The sequence below is a fragment of the Uliginosibacterium sp. TH139 genome, assembly GCF_002855595.1.
GTDB classification, from domain to species: Bacteria; Pseudomonadota; Gammaproteobacteria; order Burkholderiales; family Rhodocyclaceae; genus Uliginosibacterium; species Uliginosibacterium aquaticum.
The window spans coordinates 153,407-166,883 of record NZ_PKRR01000004.1 but is presented as its reverse complement, the minus strand read 5'-3'; the positions used below and the strand labels follow the sequence as shown (position 1 = coordinate 166,883).

General features: G+C 63.3%; 9 protein-coding genes. 6 read left to right on the top strand and 3 right to left on the bottom strand.

Translation table 11 applies throughout. The annotated features are described in order from the left end of the window. Positions 1-11 precede the first annotated feature (11 nt). On the bottom strand, positions 12-1,118 hold the full coding sequence (locus C0V76_RS10630) for an ABC transporter substrate-binding protein (protein WP_101942384.1): 1,107 nt from the start codon (positions 1,116-1,118) through the stop codon (positions 12-14). A gap of 100 nt (positions 1,119-1,218) precedes the next feature. Beyond that, complete coding sequence (locus tag C0V76_RS10625; protein WP_101942383.1) at positions 1,219-1,662, bottom strand: MarR family winged helix-turn-helix transcriptional regulator; 444 nt, start codon at positions 1,660-1,662, stop codon at positions 1,219-1,221. A gap of 62 nt (positions 1,663-1,724) precedes the next feature. Here C0V76_RS10625 and C0V76_RS10620 point away from each other — a divergent pair, with 62 nt between their 5' ends. Beyond that, positions 1,725-2,909 (top strand): PLP-dependent aminotransferase family protein, encoded by a 1,185-nt coding sequence (locus C0V76_RS10620; RefSeq protein WP_254048223.1) that lies wholly within the window; start codon positions 1,725-1,727, stop codon positions 2,907-2,909. A gap of 27 nt (positions 2,910-2,936) precedes the next feature. Next, complete coding sequence (gene rlmF, locus C0V76_RS10615) at positions 2,937-3,899, top strand: 23S rRNA (adenine(1618)-N(6))-methyltransferase RlmF (RefSeq protein WP_101942381.1); 963 nt, start codon at positions 2,937-2,939, stop codon at positions 3,897-3,899. A gap of 67 nt (positions 3,900-3,966) precedes the next feature. Here rlmF and C0V76_RS10610 read toward each other — a convergent pair whose 3' ends face one another. After that, a complete protein-coding gene (locus C0V76_RS10610) occupies positions 3,967-5,559 on the bottom strand; it encodes a rhamnogalacturonan acetylesterase (protein WP_101942380.1) in 1,593 nt (530 codons plus the stop codon). Positions 5,560-5,758: 199 nt separating this feature from the next. Between C0V76_RS10610 and C0V76_RS19905 the strand changes: the two genes are divergently transcribed. From C0V76_RS19905 to C0V76_RS10590, 4 genes are all read left to right on the top strand, one after another. Continuing rightward, complete coding sequence (locus C0V76_RS19905) at positions 5,759-7,792, top strand: methyl-accepting chemotaxis protein (RefSeq protein ID WP_158239211.1); 2,034 nt, start codon at positions 5,759-5,761, stop codon at positions 7,790-7,792. Between the two features lie 201 nt (positions 7,793-7,993). Next, positions 7,994-10,039 (top strand): YgiQ family radical SAM protein, encoded by a 2,046-nt coding sequence (locus C0V76_RS10600; protein WP_216821726.1) that lies wholly within the window; start codon positions 7,994-7,996, stop codon positions 10,037-10,039. Positions 10,040-10,130: 91 nt separating this feature from the next. Beyond that, positions 10,131-12,161 (top strand): ATP-binding protein, encoded by a 2,031-nt coding sequence (locus tag C0V76_RS10595; RefSeq protein WP_101942377.1) that lies wholly within the window; start codon positions 10,131-10,133, stop codon positions 12,159-12,161. Between the two features lie 146 nt (positions 12,162-12,307). Beyond that, on the top strand, positions 12,308-13,453 hold the full coding sequence (locus C0V76_RS10590) for a pectinesterase family protein (RefSeq protein WP_101942376.1): 1,146 nt from the start codon (positions 12,308-12,310) through the stop codon (positions 13,451-13,453). Positions 13,454-13,477: the final 24 nt, after the last annotated feature.

Genomic DNA, 13,477 nt, shown 5'->3' with positions numbered 1-13,477 from the left:
TTTGGGGGAACTCAGCGCAAACGCTGAAAACGGCCATCGCGCACTTCGGCAAAGAAAACCGAGCGCTGCACATCGCCATAGGGATCAAAACGGATATTGCCCTGCACGCCACGGAAGCTGCCAACAGACAGCAGGGTTTGCTTGAGCTGGCGTGGGTCCGGGTTATGGCTCAGGGCATCCATCACGATGTTGGCAGCCTCATAAGCCATCGAGGCGCCGTAACTGGGTTCTTTCTTGAAACGCTGGACGTAGGCCTCGCGGAAATCCTGATAGACACGGGAGAAGTCCTCCAGGTCAACATATTCCTCGAGCAGCAGGCCCTCGATCTGCTTGCCGCCGTTCTCCAGCAGGCGCTCGGTATTGGCCCAGCCACAGCCGGCGAGTTGCACCCGCTCGTTTTGCCCGCGCAGCTTGCCGACGATTTCAGCGGTATCCACCGCGTTGGCCACGATCACCACCATGTCCGGCGCCACGTCGAGCAGGGTGCGGGCCATGTCGTCGTATTTGCGCTCGTAGTGCGAATCGAAGCTGATCGAGCGCACCACGGCACCGCCAAGGCCCTCAATGGTGCGCTTGTAGTCCGCTACCCAGCTCGCTGAGTAATCGACATTGGCCAGATCGTAGAGAATCGCCACCTGGCGAACGTTGCGGCGCTGGTAGTGAAAGCGTGCGACCTCGGAAGCATACTTGTTGGTGTCGTCGATGACGCGGAAGAACATGTCGTCCTTGCCGGTGAGTTCGGTCGTGGTGGTATGCACGCCCAGCATCACGGTGCCGGTCTGGGCCAGACGCGGTGCCACCGCCACCGCCACGCTGCTGGTCATCGGCCCGACCACGGCCGCAACCTGCATGGCCACCAGATCATCCAGCGCACGGCGTGCCTGGGTCGCATCCTGTTCGTCATCGCGCGCTACCAGCTCGATCAGACGCCCGCCCACCCCACCCTGCGCATTGCGCATTTCCACGGCCAGGGTCGCGCCATCACGGCCCGCATTACCCAGATCCTGATAGCGGCCAGAGAGACCGCCGAGAAAACCGATGCGGATTTTGTCGCTGTCGCCACAGGCACTCAAAGCACACACGACCAGCAGCGCCAGCACCCCCCTCAAACCACGCATCCACTTGCTCCTGTTGAACCGACGAAGGCACGCGCCATTCGCCGTAGCATCCTAACCCAAGCAGCTGGACTTGCCTTGATCCAGGCCGGAAATCCTGCCCTCAAACCTGCTCTGCGAACCCTGCCATCACCTCGCGCCAGGCTTGCTCGGCGGCCCTGCCCTGTACAGCAAATATCCCGGCCATCAGCTCGCGCTGGGTCTGCGACAGGCGTGCCTCCAGTTCAGCCCCTGCAGCACTCAGCGACAAACAACGCGCGCGGCCATCGCTGGCATCGGCTGCCACCTGCACCAGCCCCAGCTCCACCAACTGCTTGAGCGGCCCGTGCAACGCCTGTTTGCTGACCCCGAGGGTGGCCAATAGATCGCTGACGCGCTGACCCGGGCGCCGCGCCACGAAATACAGGATGCGGTGATGCAGACGCGCCAATCCGCGCTCGGCGAGAATCGCATCCGGCTTGGCCGTGAAGGCCCGGAAGGCATAGAAGAACAACTCGATGGCGGCAAACAGCTCAGCTTCCCGCTCGGGAGAATTTACGTCAAGCATATTGACTTTAATTCGACACTCAAGGATATTGGTCAATATACATGACTTACTTGGAGTCTGCCGTGTCCCTCGCCCCCACTCAGCCCGAATTCGAACTGGCCCACCGCACAGCCCGCCTCAAATCCTCGCTGGTGCGCGACATCCTCGCCGCGGCTGCGCAGCCCGGCATGATCTCCTTCGCAGGTGGCCTGCCAGCGGCGGACCTGATGCCCACCCTGCCGCTGGAGGTCTTTGCCAACTCGGCCCTCCACCAGTACGGCACGAGCGAAGGCGAACCGGCTTATCGCTCAGCAGTAGCCGAGTGGATCGGCAGCATGGGTCTGGAAGTGAGCGCCGAGCAGGTGCTAGCCCTGTCCGGCTCACAGCAAGGGCTGGATTTTGCCGCCAAGCTTTTCATCGACGAGGGCAGCCCTGTGCTCGTCGAGGGGCCCACCTATGTCGCCGCGCTGCAGGTATTCGAACTCTTCGGTGCTGATATCGCCAGCGTGCCACTCGGCGCCGAAGGGCCGGACCTCGCCGCCTTCGAAGCGCTGCTGGCCACACGCAAACCGCGCTGTGTGTATCTGATCCCCTGCTTCCAGAATCCATCCGGAACCTGCTACAGCCCGGCCGCCCGCACCGGCATCGCCGAACTGCTGGACCGCTACAACGTGCCCCTGATCGAAGATGAGCCCTATCGCAGCGTGGCACTGGACGTCGATCACCCGATGACGCCGATCTGCGCGCTGCTCAAACGCGCGCCCTGGATCTATCTGGGCAGCTTTTCCAAGATCCTCTGGCCGGGTCTGCGCATCGCCTACCTCGCCGCCCACCCGGCCTTGCTGCCGCATCTGGTGCGCCTCAAGCAGGCCGCCGACCTGCACACCCAGCGCCCGGGCCAGGCCGCCGTGGCGCACTGGCTGGCTGGCGGCACCCAAGCCAGCGATCTCGGCAAGCTGTGCAGTGGCTACCGGCTACGCCGCGACGCCATGCAGGCCGCGTTGGCGCGCCACTTTGGCGACATCGCGGACTGGCAGACGCCACGCGGCGGCCTCTTCTTCTGGCTGCGCCTGCGCGGCGAACTCAGCGCCACCCGCGCAATGCTGGACAAGGCTCTGGCACAAGGCGTGGCCTTCATGCCCGGCGAAGCCTTCTTTCCGGACCCGCAGCAAGGCCGCCAGTATCTGCGCCTCAATTACAGCCGCTCGACGCCCGAAGAAATGGAACGCGGGCTGGCCACCCTCGCGGGCTGCATCCGCGGCGCGTAATCCGGGGGCTTCCTGCTAAGCTTCGCCATGCCTCATAAAAAGACCTTTCCGGCGGCCAAGAGCGGCCTGCATCCGCGCAACCAGCACCGCGAGCGCTACGACTTCCCCGCACTGATCGCCAGCCACCCGACGCTGCAAGCCTTCGTGCGCCCCAACCCGCACGGCGATCTGAGCGTCGACTTTGCCGACCCGGCAGCCGTCAAGACGCTCAACGCGGCGCTGCTGGCCCACTTTTACGCCATCCGCGCGTGGGATCTGCCGCCGGGCTATCTGTGTCCGCCGATCCCGGGCCGCGCCGACTACCTGCACAACCTGGCCGACCTGCTCGCAACCAGCAACCGTGGCACGCTCCCGCGCGGCGAAAAGGTACGCGGACTGGATATCGGCTGCGGAGCCAACGCCATTTACCCAATGCTGGGCCACACGCTCTACGGCTGGAACTTCGTCGGCACCGAGATCGACCAGACGGCCCTCCTGAACGCCGAGAAGATCTTCGCGGACAACGCCAATCTCGCCGGTGCGCTCGAGATGCGCCAGCAGACACATCCGGACGACATCCTCGCTGGCGCCATCAACTCAAACGAGTACTTCGAATTCACCCTGTGCAACCCGCCCTTCCACGCCTCAGCCGAAGAAGCGGCCGCCGGCAGCCAGCGCAAGCTGCGCAACATCGGCAAGGAAGTCACCGAAAAACCGCTGCTGAATTTCGAAGGTCTCGGCCATGAACTGTGGTGCGAAGGCGGCGAGCGCGAGTTCATTCGCCAGATGATCAGCCAGAGCCGGCCGCTGGCCGACAACATCCTGTGGTTCAGCACGCTCGTCTCGAAACAGGACAACCTGCCGCAGATCTACGCCCAGATCGAGCGCATCGGCGCCCGCAACATGCGCACGCTGGACATGGCCCAAGGCCAGAAAATCAGCCGCGCCGTGGCCTGGAGCTTCTACAGCACAGCCGACATGGAGCGCTGGGCACGCAGCCGCTGGCGTTAAAAGCGCCCACGCCACAAGGCAAAACGCCCACCGAAAGGTGGGCGTTTTGCTGTGTGATCCCCGCCGCTTACTTCAGCTTGTCAGCCAGCGCCTTCAGCTCCGGCGTTTCCTTGATGCCCTGCGCCACCATCTGGGCCACGGCACGTGCGCCCGCTTCCTGGAAGTGCGTGGTATCCGGCTTGGCCAGGGTGCCGCTGGGTTCCTTGGCATAGAAGGGGTACAGCGCCGGATCTACCGCCAGCCAGTACTTTTTCCAGTCATCCTGATGGGCGTTGACGAAGGCAATGGTCTTGGCCTCGATATCGATCAGCGGCAGCTTGCTGGCCCGCGCCGTATCACGAATGGTCTGGCTGTAATCGCCAACAAAGGCGAAGCCGTTATTGCCTTGGCCGGCCGAGGTGAAGTGATTCGGCACCACCGGGAAGCCCTCCTTGCGATCCTTGTTCCAGACGCGGGTGGTAGGCGTCATGATGATCGGGATAGCCCCCTTGGCACGCGCTTCCTTGACATAGACCTCTAGCGAGTTCTGGAAGCTCAGCTCCGGCTTGCCCTGCGGAAACTGCTTGCGGCCCTGCGCATCGTTCGGATAGGTGCAGGCATTGGCCACATCAGCCGCTCCGCGCTTGGCCTTGGCAGCATCACAGTTCTGATCGTTGTGACCATGGTGGATGATCACGTAATCGCCGGGGCGCACGTACTGCATCATCTGGCGGAAATAGCCCTGATTGTAGAAGTTGCGCGAGCTGCGGCCGGATTTGGCATTGTTGAGCACCTTGACCTTGGCCTCGGGCTTGAAAAGCTCTTCGAAAACCTGGCCCCAGCCCATGCGCGGCAGGCGGAAGCCCTCGTAAGTACTGGCCGTGGAATCGCCCACGATGATCACGCGGGTGTAGACCGGATCCTTGGCACGTGCCAGCGCCGCCTGGGCGCGCGCCAGGTTCAGCGGCTCTTCGTTGCCGACGTAGCGATAGTCAGCATCCAGTATCGCGGTACCGCCGGGCACTCCGGTGTCATTGTCGTAGCCCCGGTTATGCACCAGCGCACTGAGTACGGCATCCACACCCTTGCCATCGGCCAGCATCGGCGTCGTCACCGGATCAAAGCTCTCGGCATCCGGCACTCCAGCATCCTTGAGCGCCTGCAGCACGGCCTTGCGCCCACCAGCACTGCGATCGCGGATCAATGCAGCCTCGATTCCTTCTGTGCTGCCTTTTTCGAGCAATTCCTGTGGCCCCTTGAGCTTGAGCGCACTGGCCACACTGCTCACGGCACGATCAGAAAGGGCGTTGATGTTGGCGGTATTGCTCGCATTGGCCTTGAGCTCCGGCAGCAAGGCGCCGAAACACTTGGCCCAGGGTTTGGTGCTATCGGTGCAGTTGTTGTTGCCGGGCTCCACTGCCAGCAGCATCAGCGGAGCTTGCATCCCGTCCACGTTCAAGGCGTAGTGCCCCTGCGCATCAGCACTGGCGGTTTTCTTCTGGCCCAGCGCATCGGTCACCACAATCCGGGCCTTGGCGAGTGGCCCGCCTTGCGACACCACGCCCTGCACAACGGTACCGGAGAGCTTCTGCAAGCCCATTCCGGCGCAGCCGGCCAGAGCAAGCAGGGCCGTGGCCAGCAGGCTGGCACGGGCGGTACGGCAGGCATTCATGGACTTCATGAGGTTTCCTCCGGCAGGGCGCTAAAGAAGATGATCGCGAATGATGCCTCAGACCAGCCGGCTGCGGCTTGATGAAAATTGCGGAGTGCCCCAAAACACCACTCCAGGCCAGAGAATTCCGCCCGAATCACTGGCTCAGGGTTTTCCCACGGCGGCCGTTAAAGCAGATGTATCCCTGTTTGCTGCCGGAGCCCTGCGCATGAAAACCCTGCTCGCGCCACTGCTGCGCCTGTTCAAGCACCTGAACTGGAATCTCAAGTTCGCCATCGTGGGCAGCTTTGCCCTGATCGTGATGGTTCTGCTGGTGAGCCTTTCCAGCAGCCATGAGTTCCGTACCTGGCAAACCGCCAAGGCCGAGCGCGAAGGCCTCGCGATGTTCGAGCCTACCCTGGAATTTCTGCTCCTGCTGCAGCAACACCGCGGCATGAGCGCCGGGGCGCTCGGCGGCAATGCCGGCATGCGCGCAGGGCTCGACAAGAAAACCCCGGAAGTCGAGCAAGCCGCACGTGCCTTTGCCAGCGCTGCCCAGGCCACCCCAGCCGCATGGGCGCTGCAACAACCGGCCAGAACCATCATGGACGACTGGCAGAAGCTGCGTGAAGGCGGCCTTGCCCTGCCCGGTCCGCAGAATTTTGCTGCCCACACCCAGACCATCAACGCCCTGATCAAGCTGGTGCAACAACTCAATGATGTATCCGGTCTGGCGCTCGATCCGGAAGCACACACCTACTACGCGATTGCCGCGCTGACCATGTACATGCCGGAAGTCACCGAACGCCTGGGCAAGCTGCGTGGCGCCGCCAACGGCATCCTCGCCGCCAAGCAGATCAACGATAGCCAACGCGAAGCCCTCTCGGCCCTGTCGGGCGAGCTCGCACTGATGTGGCAACAGATGCGCTCCGCGCTGCACTTCGCAAGCCAGCAGGATGCTGACGCGCGCAAGCACTTCGAGACCTTCTCTGCGCAGATGGACACAGAAGTGGCAGAAGCCCGCAAACTCACCCGCGAAGAGGTGCTCAGCGCACGTTTCGGCATCGAGCCAGCCGAGTGGTGGAAGCGCCTGACCGACTCGATCGGGCTGCTGGTGAAGGACGGCAAGGGTTATTACCTGCCGCGCCTGCGCGAGCAGCTCGACGCGCGGGCCAGTTCAGCAAGCCGCATGATGCTGCTGGTGATCGGCAGCAGCGGGGCCGGCGCCTTGCTGCTGCTACTTGGGCTGGCCACGCTCTATCACAGCCTGCGTGAAGGGCTGGACGAACTCTCGGCAGGCACCCAGGCCATGAGCCAGGGCGATTTCACCCAACGCATGGCACTCGATAGCCGCGACGAGCTGGGTTGTGTGGCCACTGGCTTCAACACCATGTGCGACCGGGTAGAAGATGTGCTGCGAATGGTGCAAAACGACGCCCAACACTTGCAGACGGCCGCTGCTGCGCTCACTGCAGGCGCGGCCAAAGTCAGCGATGACGCGGAACAGCAATCCAGCTCGGCATCCGCCATGGCCGCTGCGGTGGAGCAGATGTCGGTCAGTCTGGGCGAGATTTCACACTACGCAGGGGATACCGAATCGGCCTCCTCCGAATCACGCCAGCGAGCCACCGAAAGCAATCAGATGGTGAGCCAGGTCGTCACCGAAATGGGCAGTATCGCCAGCGTGGTCGAAGGTTCGGCGGCCTCGATCCGCAAGCTGGGCGAGCGCTCCGAAGAGATCGCCCACATGATCTCGGTGATCCGCGAGATCGCCGACCAGACCAATCTGTTGGCCCTCAATGCTGCCATCGAAGCTGCCCGTGCGGGAGAGCAAGGGCGTGGCTTTGCGGTGGTGGCCGACGAGGTACGCAAGCTCGCCGAACGCACCACCCAGGCCTCCAACGAGATCGTCCGTACAGTCAATGCCATCCGCCAGGATACGGCCGCCGCCGCCGCAGGCATGGAACAGGGCGTCGCCCGCGTGCAGCAGGGCAGCCAGCTCAGCGCAGCCTCAGGGGACCGCATGCTGGCCGTATGCAGCAGCGCGGATCGCGTGCTGGCTTCAGTTGCCGAGATCAACACGGCCCTGCGCGAGCACCGCAGCACCAACGAAAGCGTGGCGCAGAACGTGGAACACATCGCCCGCATGTCCGAGCACGTATATGCCGAGGTCAGTGAAGCGGCCCGCACCGCAAGCGAGCTCAACAAGCTCGCCGACGAGTTGCTGCGTTCCGTTGCAAACTTCCGCGTGCGCACACGCTGAAGCGACCCTTGCGAAATCATCCGGCGCCACGGGGCTGAGCCCCGTGCTGGCATGCGCCGGCGTGACAAGAGTCCACACCTTGCGCAGGGCTTCCTGCAAGGCTTTCACGGGTAGAATCTCGGCCTGATGCAAACCGATCCCCGCCCCCTCGCCAGCTGGCCGCGCCACCGCCCGAAACTGAAGCCCGCCCCCTTCTTTCCGATGAGTCGCAAGGAAATGGATGCGCTCGGCTGGGACAGCTGCGACATCATCCTCGTCACCGGCGACGCCTACCTCGATCACCCCAGCTTCGGCATGGCGCTGATCGGGCGTCTGCTTGAATCCCAGGGCTTTCGCGTCGGCATCATCAGCCAGCCGGACTGGCTCTCGGCCGAGCCCTTCCGTGCCCTTGGGAAACCGAACCTGTACTTCGGCGTGACTGCCGGCAACATGGATTCGATGATCAACCGCTACACGGCGGATCGCAAGCCGCGCTCGGACGACGCCTACACGCCGGACGCCGCGCCCGCCAAGCGGCCGGATCGCGCCGTCACCGTGTACGCCCAGCGTGCGCGCGAGGCCTTCCCCGGCGTGCCCGTGATCATCGGCAGCATCGAAGCCAGCCTGCGCCGCATCGCGCATTACGATTACTGGAGCGACAAGGTACGCCGCTCCGTATTGCCGGATTCCAAGGCCGACCTGCTGATCTTTGGTAGCGCCGAACGTGCGCTGGTGGAACTCTCGCACCGACTGGCTGCTGGCGAGCCAATCAGCGAAATCCGCGATCTGCGCGGCACGGCTTTCATGGTCAAAAAAGACTGGCTACCGGACGCGGACTGGAGCGAGATCGATTCGCTGAGTCTGGACAAGCCCGGCCGCGTCGATCCGCATCCCGACCCTTACGCCATGGAGCCGCAGCAGACCGCCACCGCGCCGAATGCCGACGGCTCGCTGCCGGTGCAGATCGTGCCCGCCGCCGCCCGCGTGGCGGCCCGCAAGGCGCAGCGCGCCAAGACCGTGGTGCGCCTGGCGAGCTATGAAGCCATCGTCGAGGATCGCGTGCTCTACGCCCACAACTCGCGCGTCTTCCACCTCGAATCCAATCCGGGCAATGCTCGCGCGCTGCGCCAGACACATGGCGAGCGCGACGTATGGCTGAATCCGCCGCCGATTCCGCTCAGTACGGAGGAGATGGATTACGTCTTCGACGCGCCCTTCGCCCGCGCGCCGCACCCGAGCTACGGCAAGGCGCGCATCCCGGCCTGGGAGATGATCCGTTTCTCGATCAACATCATGCGCGGCTGCTTCGGCGGCTGCACCTTCTGCTCGATCACCGAGCATGAAGGGCGAATCATCCAGAGCCGCTCGCACGAATCGATCCTGAAAGAGATCGAGGAGATCCGCGACAAGATCCCGGAATTCCGCGGGCATATCTCGGACCTTGGCGGGCCGACCGCCAATATGTACCGGATGGCCTGCAAGGACCCGAAGATCGAGACCTCCTGCCGGCGCCTGTCCTGCGTGTACCCGGGCATCTGCGAAAACCTCAACACCAGCCACGATTCGCTGATCGAGCTGTATCGCAAGGCGCGCGCGATTCCCGGCGTGAAGAAGATCACCATCGGCTCGGGGCTACGCTACGACCTCGCCGTGCGCTCGCCGGAGTATGTGAAGGAGCTGGTGACGCACCACGTCTCGGGTCTCTTGAAGATCGCGCCGGAGCACACCGAGGAAGGCCCGCTCTCGAAAATGATGAAGCCGGGCATCGGCACGTTTGAGCGCTTCCGCAAGATGTTCGACAAGTATTCGAAGGAAGCCGGCAAGACCCAGCATCTGGTGCCCTACTTCATCGCCGCCCACCCCGGCACGGCGGATGAAGACATGCTGAATCTGGCGCTGTGGCTGAAGCAGAACAACTTCCGCCCGGATCAAGTTCAGGCCTTCACGCCCACGCCACTAGCAATGGCCACGGCCATGTACTACTCGCGCAAGAATCCGCTGAGGAAAGTCTCCCAGGATTCGGAAGACGTGGAGACGCCGCGCCTGGCCAAACAGCGCAGGCTGCACAAGGCGCTGCTCCGCTACCACGACCCGGATAACCATGAGCTGATCCGCGAGTTTCTCGTCGACATCAATCGTCGCGACCTGATCGGCAATAGCCCGCATCATCTGGTGCCGCGCGCCAGCGCCATGCTTCAGCGCCCAGTACCCGGCAAAGCGCCTCAGCGCCCAGGAAGTGCGGTAAAAAATCACAGACTTCGCAAATGAATTGCAGAATTTGATGCATTTAACACATAAAGCGAATCGGGCAGGTAACAACCGCGGCTAGACTGGGGGCGTCGCTACTTCTGGACTCCGCATGCGCTCGCCGCATCTACTCGCCCGCCGCCTGTTCCGCCAGCTCCTGCCTGCCTATCTGCTGCTGGCGGCGGCACTCACCGCGCTGCAACTGTTCACTCTGTACGTCTCCACCCGCCAGGCCATTGATAGCGAGCTCAACTACCTCGCACGCGCTTTCTCACCCAGTCTGGGCGAAGCGCTGTGGGCCATGGACCGACGCCAGCTGGCCGATCTCGCCGCCGGCATTGAGCGCTCACCAGTGGTCAGCGCCATCCGTATCAGCGACGAAGTCGGCCGCGTGCTGATCTGGGCAGGGAATCTCGATGCCCGCCAACCTGCTGGAATGCCACCGCTGAGCGTAGCGCTGGAACACGCAGCGCCCGGCACAAACACCATCACGGTCGGTCACTTCGAGCTGTACTCCAGTCACGCCTTGATGCTCGCGCAGATGCGTTACAGCCTTCTGGCCACCCTGCTCAACTCCTTCGTCATGGCCGCCGCGCTGTGGGCCCTCTTCTACTGGATCATCCACCGCGAGCTATCGCAGCCACTGGCCGCCATGGCCGAAGCCTTGCGCCACTGGCGCAAAGGCGCGGCAGATGAAATGGCCCAGCCGACATATCCACACCGTGATGAACTGGGCAGTCTGCTGGCCGCTTTTGCCGAGGCGCGCAGCCGTCTCGACACCAGCCTACAGGCCCTGTCGACGCTGAATACAGGCCTAGAAAACGAAGTCGGCCGACGCACCCAGGAACTCAGCGAAGCCAAGCAGCGCCTGGAACTGAGCTTGGCCGCTGGGCGCCTGGGCTGCTGGGAATGGGAGCTGGACTCGGGCCGCAACCGTTTCGATGCGCGCTGGAAACAGATGCTCGGCTATACCGACGAAGAAATGGACGAGTCGGTCGATGCCTTCACCGCACGGGTCCACCCGGATGACCTGTCCAGCCTCATGAGCGCAGCCCAGGCCCTCAGCTCAGGCCAGATCGAGCAATACCGCGTGGACATACGCGTGCGCTGCAAGAGTGGCGAATATCGCTGGATCCAGAGTTGTGGCGAAGTCACTGCACGTGCCGCAGATGGCACGGCGCGGCGCCTCTCCGGCACGCATCAGGACATCACCGAACGCAAGCAGGCCGAGCAGGCCTTGCTCGCCGCACACGCCGAAAATGCCCGCCTACTCTCGGAAGCCAACGCCTCATTGAGCGAACGCGTGGCCGAACGAACCCGCGAGCTGGAGGCAGCCAACCAGTCCCTGCGCGAAACCCTCGCCCGCCTCGAATCCACCCATCTGCAACTTGCCCAGAGCGAAAAACTCGCCACCCTCGGCAAGCTGGTGGCGCTCTTCGCTCATGACATCAGCAACCCGATCAGCAACAGCTGGATGGCCAGCGGCATCCTGGATGAAAACCTCGCCAGCGTTCGCCGCAAGCAGGCAGACGGCACCCTGCGCCAGCGCGATCTCAGCGACTTCCTCGATACCGTCAGCGAAGCCCGCAAATTGCTCGACCGCAATCTCGAGCGTGCCCATGAGTTGCTCGAAGGCTTCAAGGACATGGCGCTGGATCAAGCCACCTCGATGCGCCGCCAAATCATGCTGCGAAGCTGGCTAGAGCAGCTTGGCTACACCCTCTCACCCATGTTCAAGGGACGTGGCACACGTCTTGAATTCAACATCCCGCCAGATCTGGAGCTCGACACCAACCCCGGCCCGCTGGCCCAGGTCATCACCAACCTGGTCAGCAATGCCCTCACCCATGCCTTTCCGGCCGGTAATGTCGGCGACGGCACGCAGCAGATCCGCATCGAAGCCAGGCGGGATGAAACTGGCTGCGCCTGCCTGCAGATCAGCGACAACGGCAGCGGCATGGCCCCAGAAGTCCAGGCGCGCATCTTCGAACCCTTCTTCACGACGCGCGCCGGCCAGGGTGGTACCGGACTCGGTCTCGATATCGTGCGCAACATCGTCGAAGACACACTGGGCGGCCAAATCGAAGTACGCAGCACGCCCGGCACGGGCAGCCAATTCCACATCCGCCTGCCCGGCGCCTGAGCCCGCCGCCCCCGGGCAAGCCTGCAAAAACCGATAAAGACTCCATTTGTTACCGATATCAGAACTATAATCGCGTGACCGGAAACATCCGGCCCAGAGCCTGAAAAAGGCCAATCACGTTTCACAACGGACTTTTGGAGACAAACATGCAATCAAGCCACCGCCTTATCGGCGCGCTGGCGCTCATGGCTGCCAGCCTGCTGGCCAGCCCGGGTGCCCTCGCCGTCAGCTCCACCACCGCCCGCCCGCAACTGAGCAGTACGGCAGCGGCCGGCTACACGATCTCGAAGTACATGGCCCAGGCCGGCACCATCGGCTCGCTCACGACGGATAACTGGGATCCCACTGGCGGCGTTGGCGCCATCAGTGGCTTCACCGCCAACTACAAGGTCGCCGCCGACGGCAGCGCCAGCTACACCACCATCCAGGCTGCCATCAACGCCGCCGTATCGGCTGGCGGCACGAGCCGCAAGTACATCAGCGTGAAGGCCGGCACCTACAAGGAAGTGGTGTGCATCCCCGCCTCCGCGCCACCGATCACGCTCTACGGTCTGGACGCCAGCGCTGGCAACACAGTGCTTCATTACAACAATTCCAACCTGACGCCAAAAGCCACCGGCACCGCCACCTCCAAGTGCGCCAGCAACGCCTCGGCTACCACTGTCGGCACCAGTGACAGTGCCAGCTTCACGGTGATGTCCAAAGACTTCCGCGCCCGCAACCTGACGTTCAAGAACAGCTACACCGAGGGCAGCTACAGCGGCAGCAACCAGTCCGCCCTGGCCTTATCGGTGCGCGGCGACAAGGCGATCTTCGAGAACGTGCAGGTGATCGGCAATCAGGACACCCTGTTCATTGGCTCAACCAGCTACAGCACGGTAATCCGCGCCTTCTTCAAGTCGAGCTTCGTGCAGGGGGATGTGGACTTCATCTTCGGTCACGGCACCGCCGCCTTCTATGGCTGCACCATCCAGTACACCGGCGCGCGTCTGGGCGCCTCGGCCACCAGCTACATTTTTGCCCCCAGCACCCAGTCGACCAACAGCTACGGCTTCCTGGTCACCAACAGCACCTTGAACTCCACCGGCAGCGCGGGCACCGGCAAGACTTATCTGGGTCGAAACTGGGCGCAATCGGGCGCCAAAGGCCAACTGGTGATACGTGACACAGCCATCAGCGCGCATGTCCGCATCACCGATCCCTGGGCGGCCGGCACCAATGGCGCGGCCTATTCCAGCTCAACCGCCCGTTTCTGGGAATACAACAATTCCGGAACCGGCAGCGGCAACTGATCATCGTGGCGCAAGCCACGTCCC

What these genes read in the sequence shown, in the direction of transcription:
- C0V76_RS10630 (WP_101942384.1), bottom strand. Translation starts at nt 1,118, where the DNA reads ATGCGTGGTTTGAGGGGGGTGCTGGCGCTGCTGGTCGTGTGTGCTTTG.
- C0V76_RS10625 (WP_101942383.1), bottom strand. Translation starts at nt 1,662, where the DNA reads ATGCTTGACGTAAATTCTCCCGAGCGGGAAGCTGAGCTGTTTGCCGCC.
- rlmF (WP_101942381.1), top strand. Translation starts at nt 2,937, where the DNA reads ATGCCTCATAAAAAGACCTTTCCGGCGGCCAAGAGCGGCCTGCATCCG.
- C0V76_RS10610 (WP_101942380.1), bottom strand. Translation starts at nt 5,559, where the DNA reads ATGAAGTCCATGAATGCCTGCCGTACCGCCCGTGCCAGCCTGCTGGCC.
- C0V76_RS19905 (WP_158239211.1), top strand. Translation starts at nt 5,759, where the DNA reads ATGAAAACCCTGCTCGCGCCACTGCTGCGCCTGTTCAAGCACCTGAAC.
- C0V76_RS10600 (WP_216821726.1), top strand. Translation starts at nt 7,994, where the DNA reads ATGAGTCGCAAGGAAATGGATGCGCTCGGCTGGGACAGCTGCGACATC.
- C0V76_RS10595 (WP_101942377.1), top strand. Translation starts at nt 10,131, where the DNA reads ATGCGCTCGCCGCATCTACTCGCCCGCCGCCTGTTCCGCCAGCTCCTG.
- C0V76_RS10590 (WP_101942376.1), top strand. Translation starts at nt 12,308, where the DNA reads ATGCAATCAAGCCACCGCCTTATCGGCGCGCTGGCGCTCATGGCTGCC.